Below are 18,862 nucleotides of genomic sequence, written 5' to 3'. Positions count from 1 at the left end.
TATACATAATTTATACAAGCAATATCATTCGCTGTGATGCAATCGTCACACTTGGAAACGCTGCACTCAGGTCGTCAGACAGGTGCAGGGCTAGGACTGCCCCTTGAACCACCTTGAAAGCGAAGCAAAAAACCCTTTTTCAGCGTCTTGCTGAAAGAACTTCTGATCCTTGCCATGATGAGAGTTCATGACGATTTCCTTGATCCGATCCATCTGTGTGGCATTTAGAGCCAGCGGATCGGTGACCGAGCTTGAGTTCACCTTTTTGACAGGCATATCGGTCAGATTAAATCCATTGTCCTGCCCGAATTTTTCAAGCCCGCCCCGCAGATCGGCAAAGTCCAACAGCGAAACCCGCGCGCCGGATTTGTGCCGGGCGGTTTGGTTTACTCTCAATCCGTCCGTAATGTTTTGGGCATCCAGCAGGTCGGAAATGGATTTGTTCGAGGAAACAAGCTCTGCAAACTCTTTGAGATCAACGGGCTCATTTCGGGCGTCGAGGTCAAAACCGCCGCCTTCCTGTTCGCGCATCCAACGATGCGGTGAATAATACAGCGAGATCATCCGCTCGACCGGGGGGCGGGCAAATGCATAAGCCGTATAGTCGGCAAAGTCGGGGCCAATCAGACTACTGTATTCTGCCAGCGTTTGGTGCTTGGTCTTGGTTGCGTCGCCGCTTAGTTCAAATCGATCCGAGCCGTCCTGATGGCCGCTGGTGACGATTGTATCGCCGGAAAACCGCAGGAAACATCGTGTGAAGAAGTTTCCCCCGGTTTTCGGGACGTGAATGAAAACGCATTTTTGCGCAGCAAAATGCACGTCTTAACCCAGGCTTGCGCTTGCCGCACTTTCGGGCAGCTCCTCGTCGAAGCAACGCTGATAGAACTCGGCCACGGTCTGACGCTCCAGTTCGTCACATTTGTTCAGGAAGGACAGGCGGAACGCATAGCCCACGTCGCGGAAAATCTCGGCGTTTTGCGCCCAGTTGATCACGGTACGGGGGCTCATCACTGTGGACAGGTCGCCGTTCATGAAGGCGGTCCGGGTCAGGTCGGCGACGGTGACCATTTGGCTGACGGTCTTGCGGCCTTTTTCGGTGTTGTAGTGCGGGGCTTTCGACAGCACGATCATCGTCTCGGCATCATGGCTGAGGTAGTTCAGAGTCGAGACCAGCGACCAACGGTCCATCTGCGCCTGGTTGATCTGTTGTGTGCCGTGATAGAGCCCGGTCGTATCGCCCAGACCAACGGTGTTGGCGGTGGCGAACAGGCGGAAGTTCGGGTTCGGCGTGATGATCTCGTTTTGGTCCAGCAGAGTCAGCTTCCCGTCATGTTCCAGCACACGCTGGATCACAAACATCACGTCGGCGCGGCCAGCGTCATATTCGTCGAACACGATGGCAACCGGGTTGCGCAGTGCCCAAGGCAGAATACCTTCGTGGAACTCGGTGACTTGCTTGCCGTCGCGCAGCTTGATGGCGTCTTTACCGATCAGGTCGATCCGGCTGATATGGCTGTCCAGGTTAACGCGAACGGCGGGCCAGTTCAGGCGGGCGGCAACCTGTTCGATGTGGGTCGATTTACCGGTGCCGTGATAGCCTTGAATCATCACCCGACGGTTGTGCGCAAAGCCCGCCAGAATCGCCAGCGTGGTTTCCGGGTCGAACTTGTAGGTGTGGTCGATGGCGGGGACGCGATCACTTGTCTCGGCAAAGCCTTTGACCGCCATGTCGGTATCAATGCCGAACACGTCCCGAACCGAGATATCTTCGGTGGGTTTTGCGTTGATGTCGATCGATCCGTCAGCCATTCGTCTTGTCCTTATCCTTTGGCCCGTATTGCCGGGTTTGAACCCGTGTGTGGTGCAACATATTGCGGGCAAGGGCAAGGGAAAGCCGCGCGTGCCACGGCTTCGGCAAATCTTTCTTTCAAACTGGCCTTATCCGTGTGCTTTGATCAGTCGAGAATTGCGTCTCGCACTCGGATCAGGCTGCGTTCGTCGAAAAAGCGCGGTGTCGATTGCATGTAGTCCCGGAACGCCTGCCCATAGCCCTGCAGCAGCCAGCGTTCCTCGTTCAGGACAAACAGGAAGTAGATCACGAACAGCGTTAGCGCCAGGCCCAGCGTCACCCATGATCCGCTGGCGATACCCAGCCCTACGGTGGCCAGAACCGACGTCACATATTGCGGGTTGCGCGAATAGGCATACATGCCGCCCGTGACCAAGCCGTCGCTTTCGCAATAAGTGTTGTCGAGGCCCAAAAAACGATAGCCCCACAGCGTGATCCCGAAAGACAGCAGCATGACTGGCACGCCGATTGCATAGCGCACCCAATGACCCCAGCCATTCATCCAGACCTCGGACAGGGCAAAAACAACGGTGGCACCGCAAAACAGGCGGAACAGCCCAAAGGCCATGTGATGCCGCCAACCGCTAGCGCTGGGCCACAGACCCAGATGAGGCAGGCGCAGGTTCAGGGCGAGATACCCACTCAGCAATAGGGCCGAGGTGAGGGCAACCAGAAGAGAAACCGCATGTACGACGGAAATGAGATGTTCCATATCGCGCTCCATTAGGGATAGGTCACAAGTCGGATGTGGGCAGAAGGGTCTGCCCGTGGAACATGGCGTAACGGGGATTTGTAACAGGTTGAGGACGGATTCTGGTGTCAGACAAGACCCTGCAAAATTGTCTGAGAATTGCCGCACAGCCGCTCAAAATGCGCTCGAAGATAATATCTTCCGACGCTAAGCTGACCGGAGATCTGATTAGTCTTTGAGAGAATTTGAATTTTGAAACAACCGTCTACCGATCAGGAAAAGCTTGAAAATCTGCGAAGCCTGTCCGTTCTTGTTCAGACCCGCTCTGCCTCGGACCGGGAGTTCCGGCGGGCCATTGGGAATCTCGACAACGATCTATCGTATCTGGCGAACTCTCTTGTGGCAGAGCCGCAGTCGTGGCGTCAGAACAGAGCCTTCCACATCGTTCATGTGCCCAGTTTTGTAGCGATCATGTTGATGCTGCAAGAAGTCGACCAGATGGAGTCGGTCTCTGACGAAGAAAGGGATCAGATTCTTATCTCAATCCACAGGTCCGCGCAGTTGGCGAAAGAGGCGCGCGACCGTATCGAACGTACCAAGCTGACCGCAGCAAAAGTTGAATTGGAGGTGCTTTCGGAATATGCGCAGCCACCCGCTCAGCCTTACGAAAGGCCGTCTCGTTTTCTGCGGGCCTTCGACAGTATCGCTGCGACATCTGAAAGTGTGTGGTCTGGCGCCAAGTCGCGGGCAAACGCGATACCCGATGTCGTTGGCGATCTCCAAAGCGGTGTGTCCGGCACGCTGACCCGCGCAGCCTCGGCGCCCGCGCTGATCGGGAACCTGCGCAAAACCATCGCAGGCACGCTGTCGGATAACATATCTACGCCGATTTCCATGCGTCTGAATGCCAGCGGGCAGGCGTTGAAACACGGGGTAGGTGCGGGGGTCGGTCTTGGTGTGGTCGTTGGCGTTTTGTGCCCGCCCCTATTGCCGCTTACAGCCGGCGGGGCGGTTTTGGCTGCTATGCGTGCATGGCGCAAGGAAATGGATGCCGCTTACGCTTTGAACGAAGCCGAGCGCGACGCCCGTATTGCACAGTTGCAGACGGAAAGAGCTGCGGCGCTACGGCAACTAACCCAGGGTGCTTCGGCGTTGCAGATGGAAACCGAAGAACTGAGCATGACACTGGACGTAGAAACCGGCGACGCTGATGCAGTTATCCTGAAGGGTGAGTATTCCGGGCGTACATGGTCCAGCCTCTCTACGGCGGAAAAGGCCGAAACAGGTTTTGCGGTGTTGGAAGGCACCGCAAGTCTGCTCAGAATTATTGAGATCGCATTTGAGGACTAAGCCACCTTTCGGTCTGGCCTATTTAAAATTCCGGCTGTCCTTGATCTGATCCCAGGCCCAGACAACCTCTTGCAACTGCTCTTCCTGAGACCGGTCGCCGCCGTTCATGTCCGGGTGCAATACCTTGATCAGTTTCTTGTAGGCCTTACGCACCTCGGCCTTGGTCCAGCTGTCCTTGGCTTCGAGAATCTCAATGGCACGGCGTTCGGTGGGGGGCAGGCGTCGGCCGCCTCCGCCCGAAGTGCGCCCCTTGTTCTGCGTGCTGTTGGCGCCCAGAACCTGATGCGGGTCCTCAATGCCTAGCCGCGCCCAGGCGCGGGCTTCAGGATCGCCCATGGGTTTTGTCTCACGCTCCCACACCTTGTCCTTGGACCGTTGCGCGTTCAGTTCGGCTTCGGTGGTGCCGTCGAAGAAGTTCCACTTCTGGTTATACTCGCGCACGTGCTGCTGGCAGAACCAGTAGAAATCATCCAGGACATCCGGTGCTTTGGGGGCGCGAAACTTACCTGGTTCTTCACACCCGGGATGATCGCAGATTCGCACCGAAGTTTCGGACGCGCCCGACATACCCCGACGCCCGCGCGGGTTCTTTTTCTTAGCGCTGGAGACGGACATATCGAATCCAAAGGGGTCTGATTTCGTCATGCTGTGATCCTTAAGAACGCATCTTCTCGACTCGGAGGCAGCAGTTTAATCTAAGCAGCCGAAAGTAGAAGAGGGGGGCGGTAAAATTTTTACCGCTGAGCGAAAAAATGAGCGTGACTGACGAAATCCGAACCCGCCTGCAGGCGGCCTTTGATCCGCGCGAGCTGGAAGTCATTGACGATAGCGAAAGCCACCGTGGTCACGCGGGGTATCAGGATGGCGGCGAGAGCCATTTCAACGTCCGCATCCGCGCCAGGGCGTTCAAGGGCCAATCCCGCGTTGCTTGCCACCGCGCGGTGCACAAAGCGCTGGGCGATATCGTGCCGCGCATTCACGCACTGGCGCTGGATATCGGGGCCTGAGCAGTGCTACTTGCAGACGAGCGCTGGGTCGAATTCTGGGTCGGGATCAGAGGCGGTCAGCAGTGTTTTGGTTCTGAAGGTGAGCATCTTTGCCGCAAACCGGGAAAGGTACGCGGCATCTGCGTTTTTTGCGCGCAGTCGGGTCCGTATCGCCATGTGATCATTGATCCAGCGGAGCGATGTAATACGACACCCTTCCGCATTCCCACAGCCCTCATTCCAATCGTCTGACAGAAAATTCTGAATTGTGTTGGATTTTTTGAACGGCGGGCACGGGAAGGAATTGGTGATCCTGCAATCACCGTTCCCGGAATTTTGCTGTTCGAATGCCGGCTGAGGCTGAAAATAGAACGCCAGTTCATTCACACCTTCTGCGAATTGCGCGTCAGTGGTGCTATCCCAATCCGTCCCCGGTGACTTTGACCACGAGCGTATGACGGTGACCGAAATACTGTCCTTGTCGCGTTGCAGTAGATCCACCTTCTCACCGAACAGGCGAAAGCTTCGCGCCGCGATGCCAAGGTTTTCGGAAGCCCAGACCTCAGCTTTTTGCTCAGTTACCGCAACGGCACTTGCATAAGCCGCTGAAGCGTTTTGCATCGCAATACCAGGCCCGAGGTGCGTTTCTTCGAGACTCTTCAATATGTAATCTATGTGCCGCAGGTTCCCGATCCGGGTCCGTAAATCGGTAAGAAACTGCGACCGGGCCAGGTCATGCCTGCTCTCTGGGATTTCTGGCGAGGCCGGCGTCCAGGCAAGGTCGGCGGTCAATCCCCACCTGTTTTGCAAGGGAAGAGCATTGACCAACAGGTCGCTTATTGAAAGTGCTTCTTCTGAGGGAGCCTCTGCAAAGGCAGAGTTTTTAGTTCTACGTGCAACGCCCGCAGCCTCAAGCTCCACGAGTGTTTCTTCAAATTTCTGCGCGACATCTTCAATCGCTGTTTGAAGAGCGCCTGTTACGTGTGGGTTAGAAATCCTGTCTATCTTACCCAGAACTGCCAGCCCGTCGCGGGCGGCATTGCGTTGTTCTTCGTCGGGCAGTCGAAAGCTCAGCGTCGTGGTCAGGTCGGATTGACCATTGAGGCAGGTCCAAGAGTATTCGGGCTGTGTAAGCCAGTCCGGTTTTTTGCTGACAAAGTCTTTGTCGCTGCAGTCAACCTGATCGGGCCTGTTGATAAGGCTGTGCATCCACTGCCAGACCATCGCGCGGTTTTCCTGCAGTTCGGCGATACTTTCAGACCACTCAGCTTCTAGACACTGCAGGTCTTTGACGGGATCAGCAACGACTGCACTTGCCAAAAGGAAGATAGCCACTGCGGGTGTTAAAAAGAAAAAGGTTGGTTTCAATTGTTCTGATAAATTCTTGTAAAATAAACTTTGAGGGATGCTAGGGCGCGTTTTCGTCCTTGGGCGGCTCGGACGCTTTTTCAGCCCCTTTCAACGAAAGTGGAGGCTCTTTTACCTCTTCCGAGATGGGCGCCGGAGCCTGAACAGGCTCAGGGCCGGGAATAGGCTTTGCCTGTGCCGTGCTTTCATCGGTTGGTGTCGTAACAACGTCAGTCGCAATCTCGCGCCGGAAGACCAGAACATTGCGCCAGTTGACGGTCGAGCTGGTTAGACCTGCGCGTTCCTCGCTGGGCAGAAGCTCGGCGCGCTGATACTCCCAGCCGTCCTGACCCATCTGGTTCAGCACTTGTTCAACCGAAGCGGCAAACCGGCCCTCTGCCGTTTTCTCGCCCTTGGCCTTAATGCCTTTTTGAGGGGCGGGGACAACTTTGTATTCGTAGCGCTGCATCGGATCTTCCTGGTTGTCGGTTCCCGGCAATCTAACATGCTGGAGATTTTGGGAAAGTCATCATCGCGCGGAAAGCGGTGGAAAAGAAAAACGGCGGGGTTTTGCGCAAACCCCGCCGTTTGTTATTCAAATCCTGATCGGATTACGAACCCAGCTTTTGGCTGACCAGTTCGTTGACCGCCTTCGGGTTGGCTTTGCCGCCGGTGGCTTTCATCACCTGACCGACGAACCAGCCTGCCAGTTTCGGGTTTACCTTGGCTTTTTCGACCTGCGCCGGGTTCGCGGCGATGATTTCGTCCAGGGCGGCCTCAATGGCACCGGTGTCAGTCACCTGCTTCATGCCACGCTCTTCGACGATCTGAGCCGGATCACCGCCTTCAGTGTAGACGATCTCGAACAGGTCCTTGGCGATCTTGCCCGAGATAGCGTCCGATGCAATCAGATCGATGATCGCACCCAGCTGCGCGGGCGAAACCGGCGAGTCGGTGATGTCGTGATCTTCTTTCTTCAGGCGACCGAACAGCTCGTTGATGACCCAGTTGGCGGCCAGTTTGCCGTTACGGCCTTTGGCGACCTCTTCGAAATAGGCGGCCGATTCAACCTCGGCCGTCAGAACCGAAGCGTCATAGTCGGTCAGGCCAAACCCGCTGATAAAGCGTGCCTTCTTGTCGTCGGGCAATTCTGGCAGCTTGGCAGCGATGTCGTCTACCCATGCCTGCTCGATCTCAAGTGGCAGCAGGTCGGGGTCGGGGAAGTAGCGGTAGTCGTGCGCTTCTTCCTTGGACCGCATCGAGCGGGTCTCGCCCTTATCCGGATCATATAGGCGGGTTTCCTGATCGACCTTGCCGCCACCTTCGACGATGGCGATTTGACGGCGCGCTTCGACCTCGATCGCCTGCTGGATAAAGCGCATCGAGTTCATGTTCTTGATTTCGCAGCGGGTGCCCAGATGCGAGAAGTCCTGTGTTTCCTGATACTTTTCATAAGCACCCGGCAAACAAATCGAGACGTTCACGTCCGCGCGCAGGTTGCCGTTCTGCATGTTACCGTCGCAGGTGCCCAGATAGCGCATGATCTGGCGCAGCTTGGCAATGTAGGCGGCCGCCTCTTCGGGGCCACGGATGTCAGGGCGGCTGACGATCTCCATCAGGCAGACACCGGTCCGGTTCAAGTCGACGAAGGACATATGCGGGTCCATATCGTGGATCGACTTGCCCGCGTCCTGCTCCATATGGATGCGTTCGATGCGGACCATACGTGCGGTACCGTCACCCATTTCAACCAGCACTTCACCTTCGCCCACGATGGGGTGGTAGAGCTGGGAAATCTGATAGCCCTGCGGCAGGTCGGGGTAGAAATAGTTCTTGCGGTCGAACGCCGATTTTAGGTTGATATCCGCCTTCAGGCCCAGCCCGGTGCGCACCGCTTGTTCCACGCAGTATTCGTTGATCACCGGCAGCATCCCCGGCATCGCCGCATCCACGAAAGCCACGTTCGAGTTCGGCTCGGCCCCGAATTGGGTCGACGCGCCCGAAAACAGCTTGGAATTGGATGAGACCTGAGCGTGCACCTCCATCCCAATCACCAGTTCCCAATCGTGTTTGGCCCCGGCAATGGTTTTGGGTTTGGGCATTTCGTATGTCAGGTCGAGCATGGCGCGCCTCATTTCCGCAGAAGTCTAAGCCTGCGTATTAGGCCCGGCAGGGGCTAGGGGCAAGGGGGAATCAGTGCTCGGACAGGCGCAGGCCCGACGGTGTGAATGTCACGTCCATGCCGCTGCGCAGTTCTTCGCGGAACAGATCGCCAATAGCACGCAGGGCCTGACGTTGACCACGGGCTGCAAACCGCTCGGCCGAGTTGATGCGGACCGAGTTGTTGAACCCGCTTGCGGCATGCGCCCAGATCAGCGGATGCAGCTCTGTCATGTGATCGCGGATCAGCCAGTTTGCGGCTTCGTGAATTTGCGAGCGCGCCAGATCGGCCTGTTCGTTCAGGCCCAACCCGTTCTGAATCGTGATGGCGCAATAGGCTGACAGCATATTGACGGTCTGCTGATCCGGGCGGCGGTGCAGAATGTCGTTCAGGCCTTCCAGAAAATACTCGACGTCCAGCCGCGCGCAGGCCTCGTCATCCAGAGCGATGGCATCGAATTGCACCCATGTGTACCCACCGGCGCCCCAGACGTCTTGGGTGCGGGCCGCGTTGCGCAACGCCTGAACCTCAAGCTCTTCATAGCTGCCGAACCAGCGTGGCAGGAGATGAGTGCCCATCGACCGCATATGGCGTTGGTTATGCGGGTCCAGCGTGATCAGCCGCTCGTATTCATCCCCCACGCGCAGGTCGGTCTTCCGCTGGCCAGCGAGCAGGGCGCAACGGGCTGCAGCAACCAACGGGCTGTCCGGCGCAGCCGCAAGGCACTTCGGCAATAGGGCTGCGGCCCGGTCGAAATGCGCGGCACAGCGGGACCGGTGCAGCGGCGGCAGTGTGGCATCGGTCGCCGTTCCGCGCCACGCCCAAGCCAGGTCGATATGCGTCAGCGCGACTACCAGCGCGATCATCGGATCGTCGGGATGCGCCCGCATTTCGTCTTCCAGCTCGGAGATACCACCCAGCAGGTCATACTCGGACAAGGCGGTTCCATCAGACAGCGCATGTTCCACCGCCAAAACAACGTCGGACCGGGCTCCAAAGGCAAGCAAATCCGCGATCGGCGTCCCGTCGGGTGCGGTGGCGCGAGCTTCGTCTGCGACGCGCATCTGACGGGACAGATCAGCCCAGCGGTCCTGTCTGGCCAGCATGCGCCCATGTTGAATGGTGTCGCGTCCAATCAGATCCCCGGCACAGGTCCGGGCCAGCGGAATATTCAGTTGCCCCCTGTCCGGCAGACCGGCCGTTACGGCGCAATCGGCTGCGCGCAGGTTCTGCGTGAATTGACGGGAAGACAGAGAAGATCGGGCCTGACGTGCCCTGAAAAACCGAAACATGGTAAAACTCGAAACCGAAACAAAAAGGTAGGCTAGCTTGCAGTTTTGACTGAAATTTACCTCAAATTCAAGCTTTTTGCCGGGTGTGAGGGAGTGCGCCGGTGGAATGGTTCTCTTTGGGACACATTGTTTCAGAAAACGTTGAAATGATGCCGTTCAACTCGGAATCCGGCCTGTTGCAGCGTATTTTCGAACTCTTTGTGGGGCGGTGTGGCCTCGTCAGGCAGCCGAATCCGCTTGCCCGATGCCAGAACCAGAGAGACTCGGACCGAGAAGTCCCAGCGGGTGTCGAACCGGACGTAGTCTATATCCGCCAGCGGGACCTCAGCCTCGCGCTTGCCCGAAAACCACCGTATCCGGTCGGGATCCAGCGTCATCCCAGCGCGGGTGCCGTGCGCGACGTCCCACAGGGCGGGCAGGGTGGACAGGGTCAGTAACCCGACCAGCCACCATGCGGCATCGAACAGGATCAGCAAGGCCGCCAGCGCCGCGTAGACAAAGATCAGGATCAGGATCGTACGTGGCGTCCGATTGTGGCGCGTGAAGGTGAACGGGGTCATGCGCCGAGGATTCGGGTTACCATTTCGGTGGTATCGCGCGACAGGTCCGGCGTTTCGGCGATGCGGGTCAGTTGGGCTCGGATCAGATCCTGTCGGTCGGCATCATAGCGCTTCCATGTCTGGAACGCCGTACACATCCGCGCCGTTGTCTGCGGGTTCACCGGGTCTAGCCGGATCAGCCAATCCGCCAGCAGCGCATATCCGGCCCCGTCGGCGTTATGGAATCCAGCATGATTCATTGCCAGCGCCCCCATAACAGCGCGGAAGCGGTTGGGGTTCTTCCAATTGAAGTCAGCGTGCTCGGTCAGAGCGCGCGCAATTCCCGCTGTGGCCTCGGGGCCGGCGGTGGTGACCTGTAGGCCAAACCACTTGTCCATGACCAGCCGATCATGCTGCCACTGGCCATAGAACGCAGACAGTTCCTGCTGGCCAGCCCCAGCACGCAGCAGACACGAGAGGGCAGTCAACTGGTGGGTCATATTGTCGGCGGCTGCATATTCCTCGGCGGCTTTGGCACCACCATCCAGCCGAGATGTCAGGTACAGCGCCGCACCACTTAGCGAACGTTTGCCGGCCTGATCGGCATCGGGGCTGAACGGCGCGTCGATCAGGGTTTCGCTGTGCAGCCGGGGCAACAGGTCCTGCACATGTTGCGCTGTTGCCTGCCGCAGGGTTTCCACGGCGCGCCAGATCACCATCGGGTCGGGGGTCTCTCCAGCATCGAACAGCGCGGCGGCCAGTTCGGATTGCGTCGGCAGGCCCAGCATCAGCGCGCGATAAGCCGGGTCCAGATCACCGTCACGCAGCACCGCCAGAATGCCGTCCAGATAGTCGGTGCCTGGGGCGCGGTCTTCGCGGATCATGCGCAGCAACGTGTCTTCGGCCAGCGACCGCCCGGCCTGCCAGCGGTTGAACGGGTCGGTGTCATGGGCCAGCAGAAAGGCGCGTTCTGCATCCGTGTGGTCATGCTCCAGAATGATCGGCGCCGAGAAGTCGCGCAGGATCGAGGCCACCGGTTTGGCGGCAAGCCCGGAGAATTCAAAGCGCTGCTCGGCCTCGGTCAATTCCAAAATCTTGGTCGCGAGGACTTCATCTCCGTTAGCGCCCAACAGGCCTACGGCGACTGGGATCACCTGCGGCAGTTTTTCGGACTGACCGGGTGTCAGCTCGGTACGCTGCGATAGGGTCAGAGTATAGGTTCCGTCTGCATACTCCTCGGTCACGGACACACGCGGCGTGCCGGACTGGCTGTACCAGCGTTTGAATTGGGTCAGATCGCGGCCCGTCGTGTCCTCGAACACCTTGATCCAGTCTTCGATGGTGCAGGCCTGCCCGTCATGGCGGTCGAAATACAGTTCGAGTGCCTTGGCATAAGCTTCGTCACCAACCAGGCGTTTCAGCATGCCGATCACCTCGGCGCCTTTTTCATAGACGGTGGCGGTGTAGAAGTTGTTGATCTCCTGAAAGCTTTCCGGCCGGACAGGATGCGAGAGCGGCCCGTTGTCCTCGGGGAACTGCCGTGCGCGCAGATCGATGGCGTCCTGGATGCGTTTCACCGAGGCCGAGCGCATGTCAGAAGTGAACTGCGCGTCGCGAAAGACGGTCAGACCCTCTTTCAGACACAGCTGAAACCAGTCGCGGCAGGTGATGCGGTTGCCGGTCCAATTGTGGAAATACTCATGCGCGATGATCGCTTCGATCCGTTCGAAATTGGCGTCGGTCGAGGTTTCGGGGCTGGCCAGTACAGCCGATGAGTTGAAGATATTCAGCCCCTTGTTTTCCATCGCGCCCATGTTGAAATCGTCCACGGCAACGATGTTGAACACGTCCAAATCGTATTCGCGGCCATAAACGTCCTCGTCCCATTTCATCGATTTCTTCAGCGCTTCCATGCCAAAGGCACATTTGCCCTCGTCCCCCGGACGGACCCAGAGGTTCAGTTCTACCTCACGGCCGGACATGGTGGTGAACTGGCCGGGATGGGCGATCAGGTCGCCAGCGACTAGAGCAAACAGATAGGCAGGTTTGGGCCAGGGGTCGGTCCATTCAGCCCAGCCTTCGCCTTTGCCCGTAGGGTTGCCGTTGGACAGCAGCACCGGAAGATCCCCGTTGATGCGCACCGTAAAGGTGGACATCACATCGGGCCGGTCAGGGTAATATGTGATCTTGCGAAAGCCCTCGGCCTCGCACTGGGTGCAGTACATGCCGTTCGACATATACAGCCCTTCGAGTGCCGTGTTGTTGGCGGGGTCAATCTCGACCACTGCCTCCCAGACAAAGGGCGCGTCGGGGGCGCTGGTCGTCAGGCCCTTGTCGGTAACCTCGGGGGTGATCTCGACCCCGTCGATTGCTGCACGGATCAGGGTCAGGTCTTCGCCATGCAGGAAAAAGGTGCGATCCGTGGCTTCAGGGTTCGGTCGGAAGGCGATGCGAGAGGTGACACGTGTTGCGTGATCAGCCAGATCGAATGTCAGGTGTACGCTGTCCACCAGATAGCCGAACGGCGTGTAGTCTTTCAGGTAGATCGTCGTGGGGGCAGCGTCGCGCATCGGGGGGGCCTCGCATAAGTTGGTTCGGGCGCGACGTTAGGGGCTTCGCCGAGGGGCTGCAACCGCGGCTTCATTGCCTTGCCGTTTTTGAAGCAGCTTCGCGCAATGCCGAAGGGTTCGAACGTGGCGTCGAAAGTTGCCTATCGGAAACAATCAGCCTAAATGCTTTCGGCATACAGTGGCGCACAATGGCGGAGAGACACCAAATGAGCAGCAGACAGGCACGCAGCGGACTTCAGGTCGATACGGTTCTGGCCGAGTTTATCGAAAGCAAGGCCCTGCCGGGAACGGGCGTCACGGCCGATGCGTTTTGGAACGGCCTGTCGCGGATGGTTGCTGAAATGGGGCCGAAGAACCGTGCTTTGCTGGTCAAGCGAGAAAAGATTCAGGGGCAGGTCGATACATGGCATCTGGAGCGTAAGGGGCAGGCGTATGACGCCGCCGCTTATCAAGCTTTCCTGCGCGAGATTGGATATCTGGTCGATGACGGCGCAGATTTCCAGATCGAAACCGCCAACGTTGACCCTGAGATCGCGCTGACACCCGGCCCGCAATTGGTTGTGCCGATCACCAATGCACGCTTTGCGTTGAATGCCGCCAATGCGCGTTGGGGCAGCCTGTACGATGCGCTCTACGGTACCGATGCAATGGGTGATCTGCCGGTTGGCAAAGGCTATGACACGGCGCGTGGAGCCCGCGTGATCGCATGGGCTAAAGGTTGTCTGGACGATGCTGTGCCTCTGGTCAGCGGGTCTTGGGCAGATGTGTCTGAAGTGCGGGTCGAAAATGGCACCCTTGTGCCTGCGCTGTCGGACGCCGCGCGATTTGTAGGCTTTGGCGGGGCTGCAGAGCGACCAGAGTTCGTATTGCTGAAGAACAACGGCTTGCACGTCAAAATCGTGATTGACCCTTCTAGCGAAATCGGTGTCTCCGACCCGGCGGGGATCGCAGATGTTTATCTGGAATCGGCCCTATCTACCATCATGGACTGTGAAGACTCGGTCGCCTGCGTTGATGCCGAAGACAAGGTGGTGGCTTACGGCAACTGGCTGGGCCTGATGAAAGGCGACCTGACCGAAGAGGTCACCAAAGCCGGCAGCACCTTCACCCGCAAACTGGCGGGCGACGTGAACTACACCACTGCCGCTGGTGGGCAGGGCACGCTGAAAGGTCGCTCGCTTATGCTGGTGCGGAATGTAGGTCACCTCATGACCAACCCAGCCGTTCTGGACGCTGAGGGCAATGAGATCGGTGAGGGCCTAATGGATGCGCTCTGCACCACTCTGATCGCCATGCACGATCTGCAGCGCGACGGTGGCAATTCGGTCACCGGATCGGTCTATGTGGTGAAACCTAAGATGCACGGCCCGGAAGAAGTGGCGTTCTCGGTCGAAATATTCGACATGGTAGAAGACATCCTTGGCCTGCCGCGCAATACCGTGAAGCTAGGCATCATGGATGAGGAACGCCGCACTTCGGCCAACCTCAAGGAATGTATCCGTGCCGCGAAATCACGCGTGGCCTTCATCAATACCGGCTTCCTTGATCGGACTGGCGATGAGATTCATACGTCGATGGAGGCTGGTCCGATGCTGCCTAAGGGCGACATCAAGAACACGCCATGGATTGCATCTTATGAGGATCGCAACGTTGATATCGGTCTGGCCTGCGGTCTGAAAGGCAAAGCGCAGATCGGCAAGGGGATGTGGGCGATGCCTGACCGGATGGGCGACATGTTGGAGCAGAAGATCGGCCACCCAAAATCCGGTGCTACTTGCGCCTGGGTGCCGTCGCCGACGGCCGCGACCCTGCACGCGACGCATTATCACAAGGTCGACGTTCTGGCTCGTCAGGACGAGCTGGCCGCCGGTGGTGCCCGTGGCACGCTGGACGACCTGCTGACCATCCCGCTGCTGGGGGGGCGCAATATTGGCGATGATGAGATTACGCGTGAGATCGAGAATAATGCGCAAGGCATTCTGGGCTATGTCGTACGCTGGGTCGATCAGGGCGTGGGCTGTTCGAAAGTGCCCGATATCAACGATATCGGCCTGATGGAAGACCGCGCGACCTGCCGGATCTCCAGCCAGGCACTGGCCAACTGGCTGCACCATGACATTGTCTCAGAAGAACAGGTCATGGCCGCGATGCGCAAAATGGCCGCTGTGGTGGATCGCCAGAACGAAGGCGACACGGACTATAGACCAATGGCACCGGGTTTCGACGGTATCGCCTTTCAGGCCGCCTGTGATCTGGTATTCAAAGGGCGGATTCAGCCCTCGGGCTACACCGAGCCGGTTCTGCACGCCCGCCGTCTGGAACTGAAAGCCAGCCTTTAACCTCAAAGAACGAGAGGACACATCATGGCAGTTACTCTGCGCAAAGCCCGCACGATCATTCGTAAAACACTGGAAAAAGGCCGCGAGATGGAGCTGAAGCCTCTGTCCGTCGTCGTTTTGGACGCAGGCGGCCACGTCATCGCGTTCGAGCGTGAGGACGGAGCAGCCCCCGGTCGTTTCGCAATTGCGCATGGCAAGGCCTATGGTTCAGTCATGTTGGGCATGGCAGGTACCGCACAAATGCAGCGGGCCGAGGCACAGGCCTATTTCATGGCCGCCGTGAACGGTGTCTATGGCGGTCAGGTCGTGCCGGTTCCGGGCGGTATTCTTCTGCGGGACCGCAAAGGAGAGATTGTTGGTGCGATTGGCGTGACTGGCGATACCTCGGACAATGATGCGACTGCTGGAATGACTGGAATTGAGGCAGCAGGTCTGACCGGAGAAATCTGATTTTCATCAGTCTATGCTAGTGAGTAATGCCGGCTTTTGGGGAAGGTATCCCAAAATCTCCGCCGTTGCTAAAACATCGTCCCGGATTTGTTTCGAGAATTAGAACGGTGTGTGCGTGATTGAACACGTCCTTGCGCTGTCATGCAGGGCGTGTTCTGTTGCACGTTTCCATTGCTGGGGATAGCTTTCCTGTTAACCAAATAATCAGCAAGGAATACGGAATGTCTCGGCCTGTCGTCGGTATCATCGGCAACTCTTACCTCATGAACGATGAATACCCGACGCACGCGGGCGGCACGATGAATTCCGAAGCCGTGGCTAACGTTTCTAACTGTTTGCCGCTGTTGATCCCCTCCGACCCGCGCTACGTCACAGTCGAGGAATTGCTTGAGGTCTGCGACGGCTTCCTGCTGACCGGTGGACGCCCGAATGTGCACCCCGAGGAATATGGCGAGGACGCCACCGAAGCACATGGTGAGTTTGATCGGGCGCGGGATGCGATCACACTCCCGTTGGTGCGAGCCTGCGTGGAGCGCGGCCAGCCGTTCATGGGTATCTGCCGCGGGTTCCAAGAGGTCAACGTGGCGATGGGCGGGACGCTCTATCCCGAAATCCGCGACCTGCCGGGGCGGATGAACCACCGCATGCCGCCAGACGGAACGCTTGAGGAGAAGTTCGCCTTGCGCCACGTGGTGTCGTTGGACGAAGGCGGTGTATTTCACAGACTGTTCGGCGCGCCCGAAGTGATGACCAACACGTTGCATGGTCAGGGGATCAAATCGGTGGGGCAACGTGTTGTGATCGATGGGCATGCGCCTGACGGCACCCCTGAGGCGATCTATATCAAGGATGCGCCCGGATTTACCCTGTCGGTGCAATGGCACCCTGAATGGGACGCGATTAACGATCCGGTCTCTCGCCCCTTGTTCGAGGCGTTTGGCGCAGCCGTAAACGCCTGGGCGACGGGATCGGACGCGGACCTGATTTCACAAACAGCGTGAATTTCGCGCCGGCCCGCAAGAGAGGGTCCGGGCCGGCGCAGCGCGATCAAACCAGCAGGTTGAACTGGTTGATCAGCGGTAGACTGCGGGCGCGTTCTCCGGTCAGGTCGAACAACGCGTTGCCGAGGGCGGGCATGGACGGCGGCGTGCCGGGCTCCCCTGCGCCACCCATATGGCGGTTCGTTTCCAGCACACGCACTTCGACCTGCGGCGCGGTATGCATACGCAGCGCGTCATAGTCGGGGAAGTTGAATTGCTCGACCTCGCCTTCGTCAAAAGTAATCTCGCCATAGCAGGCGGCCGATAGACCGTAGATCATGCCACCGAACATCTGCGCTTTGACGTTTTCAGGATCCAGAGCCAGCCCCATGTCACAGGCAATCCATGCCTTGTTGATGCGGATGGTGCCGTCTTCGTCGACAACTTCGATCACCTGAGCAACCGGGGTGCCGAAGCTGTAGGTAAAGGCCACGCCTCGGCCAACGCCATCCGGCGTCTGACCGGTCCAGCCTGACATTTCTTTCACAGCTTCCAGGCAACCGGCCGAAGGCGCGTGCTCGGATTTCATCAGCTCAAGCCGGAATTCCAGCGGGTCCTGACTGGCGGCGTGAGCCATTTCATCCATGAAAGTTTCATGGAAGAATCCGTTATGGCTGTTACCGACCGAGCGCCAGAACCCGACGGGGACGTCAAGTTTGGCGATGTGGCCGCTCATCCGATAGTTCGGCACCGCGTAGGGTTGATTGAAGAAGCCTTCGACCAGCACCTTATCGGGGCCTGCACCGGGCATTCCGGTGTAACGCGTTACCGCCTGCTGGGTGCAGGATTGCGCCGCCACTTTGCCGTCGATCAGCACTGCCTTGCCGTTTTGTACCGCACCGCGCATCCGGGCGATGGCGCCGGGGCGGAAATAGTCGTGGCGCATGTCCTCTTCACGGCTCCAAGTGGTCTGAACCGGAGTGCCGGGCATTGCCATGGCGACCTTGGTGGCGATTTCGCCAAAGTCCAACTCACCCCGGCGACCAAAGCCGCCGCCCAAATAGGTGGTGTGGATTTGAACCGCCTCAGTGTCCAAACCGGCGGTGTTTGCAACGCGGAAGCGGATCAGGGTGGGGGCTTGGTTGCCGCACCACAGTTCCAGCGCGTCGCCGGTATAAAGCGCGGTAGCATTCATGGGCTCCATCGTGGCGTGGGCCAGGTAGGGCAGGCGGTACTCTGCCGTGATTTCAGTTGCGCCCTCTGGCGTCACGCCGACATCACCGTCATCCCGCATGGTCGAGTTCGGGGCGTCGTCGAACGCTTCGGCAATCTTGGCAAAGATACCATCCGTGTCGGGTGGGTAGGGGGCGTCACCCCAGTCCACGTCTATGGCCTCAACCGCCTGATTGGCCAGCCATGTGTTGTTGGCGATCACCGCGACGCCGGTGCCCAGATCGACGATTTGCTCGACCCCGGGCATGGTTTTTGCCGTACTGTCATCATAGCCGTTCATTGCACCGCCCAGCTTTGGGTTCATACGGAGGGCGGCGAATTTCATACCCGGCAAACGGACGTCGACGCCAAACTCAGCCGTCCCGGTTGCCTTTTCGACCATATCCAGACGCGGCTGGGTTTGACCAAGATAGCGCCATTCGGACGGGTCACGCAGACGTGCCTCAATCGGCTCAAGCTTGGCAACTTCAGTGGCCAGCTCGGTATAGGGGATCTGGTCTCCGTTCGGGGCAATGACATGACCCGACGCCGTTTTCAGTTCACTGCGGTCAACGCCAAGCCGTTCCGCCGCGGCTTGTTTCAGTGTCTCACGGGCCGAGGCTCCGGCCTGACGCATCCGCTCGAACCCGTCTTTCATTGAGGTCGATCCGCCGGTGACCTGCAGGCTCAGCGCTTTGCCGAGTATACCCAACGCTTCGCCCAGATTGTGCTGGAAGTCCGAGATATCATAGCCCTTATTGGGCAGGCTTTCCCCCATCAGGGCCGAGTTGTAGTAGGCCGCAGCTGCCGGGCCGTGCAGAACAGTGATCTGATCCAGATCCACGTCCAATTCTTCGGCGATCAGAGCAGCCCATGTGGTTTTGACCCCTTGGCCCATCTCAGCCCGAGGGGCAAAGAGTGTCACACCGTTCTGGTCGATCAGCACAAACGGGCTGAGCGCCGCCTGGCCCTCACCGGGTTTCAGCGGGTTCGCGGCAGGGCGGCTGACGTAATAAGCGCCGAACGCCACGCCGCCGACAATTGCGGCGGACCCGATCAGGAAAGTGCGACGCAGGATTTTTCCAACAGAAGCCAT

At 58.5% G+C, this 18,862-nt stretch carries 16 protein-coding genes; 5 read left to right on the top strand and 11 right to left on the bottom strand.

Translation table 11 applies throughout. The features are described from left to right. Positions 1-90: 90 nt before the first annotated feature. The 3 genes from ACXAGD_RS11140 to ACXAGD_RS11130 form a co-directional block, all read right to left on the bottom strand. The gene (locus ACXAGD_RS11140) at positions 91-819 is read right to left on the bottom strand and encodes a sulfotransferase family 2 domain-containing protein (RefSeq protein ID WP_475210598.1); all 729 of its coding nucleotides are present in this window, start codon (positions 817-819) and stop codon (positions 91-93) included. Between the two features lie 3 nt (positions 820-822). After that, positions 823-1,809, bottom strand: a complete 987-nt coding sequence (cobS, locus tag ACXAGD_RS11135; protein WP_475210595.1) for a cobaltochelatase subunit CobS — start codon at positions 1,807-1,809, stop codon at positions 823-825. 146 nt (positions 1,810-1,955) lie between these two features. Next, a complete protein-coding gene (locus tag ACXAGD_RS11130; RefSeq protein ID WP_475210593.1) occupies positions 1,956-2,561 on the bottom strand; it encodes a methyltransferase family protein in 606 nt (201 codons plus the stop codon). Positions 2,562-2,792: 231 nt separating this feature from the next. Between ACXAGD_RS11130 and ACXAGD_RS11125 the strand changes: the two genes are divergently transcribed. After that, positions 2,793-3,890, top strand: a complete 1,098-nt coding sequence (locus ACXAGD_RS11125; RefSeq protein ID WP_475210590.1) for a hypothetical protein — start codon at positions 2,793-2,795, stop codon at positions 3,888-3,890. Between the two features lie 18 nt (positions 3,891-3,908). On the opposite strand, the gene ACXAGD_RS11120 is transcribed toward ACXAGD_RS11125, so the two are convergent. Beyond that, positions 3,909-4,535 carry a J domain-containing protein gene (locus ACXAGD_RS11120; RefSeq protein WP_475210588.1) on the bottom strand — a complete coding sequence of 209 codons (627 nt, stop codon included), beginning with the start codon at positions 4,533-4,535 and terminating at the stop codon, positions 3,909-3,911. 107 nt (positions 4,536-4,642) lie between these two features. Between ACXAGD_RS11120 and ACXAGD_RS11115 the strand changes: the two genes are divergently transcribed. After that, positions 4,643-4,897 (top strand): BolA family protein, encoded by a 255-nt coding sequence (locus ACXAGD_RS11115; protein ID WP_475210586.1) that lies wholly within the window; start codon positions 4,643-4,645, stop codon positions 4,895-4,897. 6 nt (positions 4,898-4,903) lie between these two features. Here ACXAGD_RS11115 and ACXAGD_RS11110 read toward each other — a convergent pair whose 3' ends face one another. The 6 genes from ACXAGD_RS11110 to pepN all read right to left on the bottom strand — a co-directional run bounded on the left by ACXAGD_RS11110 (position 4,904) and on the right by pepN (position 12,785). Then, positions 4,904-6,244 carry a hypothetical protein gene (locus ACXAGD_RS11110; protein WP_475210584.1) on the bottom strand — a complete coding sequence of 447 codons (1,341 nt, stop codon included), beginning with the start codon at positions 6,242-6,244 and terminating at the stop codon, positions 4,904-4,906. A gap of 40 nt (positions 6,245-6,284) precedes the next feature. After that, positions 6,285-6,692, bottom strand: coding sequence for a DUF4177 domain-containing protein (locus ACXAGD_RS11105; protein WP_475210582.1), 408 nt, complete (start codon positions 6,690-6,692; stop codon positions 6,285-6,287). A 142-nt stretch (positions 6,693-6,834) separates the two neighbouring features. Then, positions 6,835-8,346, bottom strand: a complete 1,512-nt coding sequence (gene gatB / locus ACXAGD_RS11100) for an Asp-tRNA(Asn)/Glu-tRNA(Gln) amidotransferase subunit GatB (protein ID WP_475210580.1) — start codon at positions 8,344-8,346, stop codon at positions 6,835-6,837. 70 nt (positions 8,347-8,416) lie between these two features. After that, a complete protein-coding gene (locus ACXAGD_RS11095) occupies positions 8,417-9,676 on the bottom strand; it encodes a hypothetical protein (protein ID WP_475210577.1) in 1,260 nt (419 codons plus the stop codon). A 131-nt stretch (positions 9,677-9,807) separates the two neighbouring features. Beyond that, positions 9,808-10,236 (bottom strand): hypothetical protein, encoded by a 429-nt coding sequence (locus ACXAGD_RS11090; protein WP_475210575.1) that lies wholly within the window; start codon positions 10,234-10,236, stop codon positions 9,808-9,810. Next, complete coding sequence (gene pepN, locus ACXAGD_RS11085; protein WP_475210573.1) at positions 10,233-12,785, bottom strand: aminopeptidase N; 2,553 nt, start codon at positions 12,783-12,785, stop codon at positions 10,233-10,235. The genes ACXAGD_RS11090 and pepN overlap by 4 nt, the downstream gene beginning before the upstream one ends. Positions 12,786-12,991: 206 nt before the next feature. Here pepN and ACXAGD_RS11080 point away from each other — a divergent pair, with 206 nt between their 5' ends. The 3 genes from ACXAGD_RS11080 to ACXAGD_RS11070 all read left to right on the top strand — a co-directional run bounded on the left by ACXAGD_RS11080 (position 12,992) and on the right by ACXAGD_RS11070 (position 16,575). Next, positions 12,992-15,124: a malate synthase G gene (locus ACXAGD_RS11080; RefSeq protein WP_475210572.1), complete on the top strand. Its 2,133-nt coding sequence runs from the start codon at positions 12,992-12,994 to the stop codon at positions 15,122-15,124. 24 nt (positions 15,125-15,148) lie between these two features. Continuing rightward, the gene (locus tag ACXAGD_RS11075; RefSeq protein WP_475210570.1) at positions 15,149-15,574 is read left to right on the top strand and encodes a GlcG/HbpS family heme-binding protein; all 426 of its coding nucleotides are present in this window, start codon (positions 15,149-15,151) and stop codon (positions 15,572-15,574) included. Positions 15,575-15,795: 221 nt separating this feature from the next. Then, a complete protein-coding gene (locus ACXAGD_RS11070; protein ID WP_475210568.1) occupies positions 15,796-16,575 on the top strand; it encodes a gamma-glutamyl-gamma-aminobutyrate hydrolase family protein in 780 nt (259 codons plus the stop codon). Positions 16,576-16,621: 46 nt separating this feature from the next. On the opposite strand, the gene ACXAGD_RS11065 is transcribed toward ACXAGD_RS11070, so the two are convergent. Further along, positions 16,622-18,862, bottom strand: a complete 2,241-nt coding sequence (locus ACXAGD_RS11065) for a xanthine dehydrogenase family protein molybdopterin-binding subunit (protein ID WP_475210565.1) — start codon at positions 18,860-18,862, stop codon at positions 16,622-16,624.

The sequence above is a fragment of the Ruegeria sp. ABF4_144 genome, from assembly GCF_056160045.1.
Note: the sequence above shows the minus strand (reverse complement) of the source record. Positions and strands in the feature narration are given on the sequence as shown.

Excerpts from the sequence above, each read along its gene's own strand:
- ACXAGD_RS11075 (WP_475210570.1), top strand. The coding sequence starts at position 15,149 with ATGGCAGTTACTCTGCGCAAAGCCCGCACGATCATTCGTAAAACACTG.
- ACXAGD_RS11080 (WP_475210572.1), top strand. The coding sequence starts at position 12,992 with ATGAGCAGCAGACAGGCACGCAGCGGACTTCAGGTCGATACGGTTCTG.
- ACXAGD_RS11115 (WP_475210586.1), top strand. The coding sequence starts at position 4,643 with ATGAGCGTGACTGACGAAATCCGAACCCGCCTGCAGGCGGCCTTTGAT.
- cobS (WP_475210595.1), bottom strand. The coding sequence starts at position 1,809 with ATGGCTGACGGATCGATCGACATCAACGCAAAACCCACCGAAGATATC.
- ACXAGD_RS11090 (WP_475210575.1), bottom strand. The coding sequence starts at position 10,236 with ATGACCCCGTTCACCTTCACGCGCCACAATCGGACGCCACGTACGATC.
- ACXAGD_RS11070 (WP_475210568.1), top strand. The coding sequence starts at position 15,796 with ATGTCTCGGCCTGTCGTCGGTATCATCGGCAACTCTTACCTCATGAAC.
- ACXAGD_RS11105 (WP_475210582.1), bottom strand. The coding sequence starts at position 6,692 with ATGCAGCGCTACGAATACAAAGTTGTCCCCGCCCCTCAAAAAGGCATT.
- ACXAGD_RS11120 (WP_475210588.1), bottom strand. The coding sequence starts at position 4,535 with ATGACGAAATCAGACCCCTTTGGATTCGATATGTCCGTCTCCAGCGCT.
- ACXAGD_RS11130 (WP_475210593.1), bottom strand. The coding sequence starts at position 2,561 with ATGGAACATCTCATTTCCGTCGTACATGCGGTTTCTCTTCTGGTTGCC.
- gatB (WP_475210580.1), bottom strand. The coding sequence starts at position 8,346 with ATGCTCGACCTGACATACGAAATGCCCAAACCCAAAACCATTGCCGGG.
- pepN (WP_475210573.1), bottom strand. The coding sequence starts at position 12,785 with ATGCGCGACGCTGCCCCCACGACGATCTACCTGAAAGACTACACGCCG.
- ACXAGD_RS11095 (WP_475210577.1), bottom strand. The coding sequence starts at position 9,676 with ATGTTTCGGTTTTTCAGGGCACGTCAGGCCCGATCTTCTCTGTCTTCC.
- ACXAGD_RS11065 (WP_475210565.1), bottom strand. The coding sequence starts at position 18,862 with ATGGCTTCTGTTGGAAAAATCCTGCGTCGCACTTTCCTGATCGGGTCC.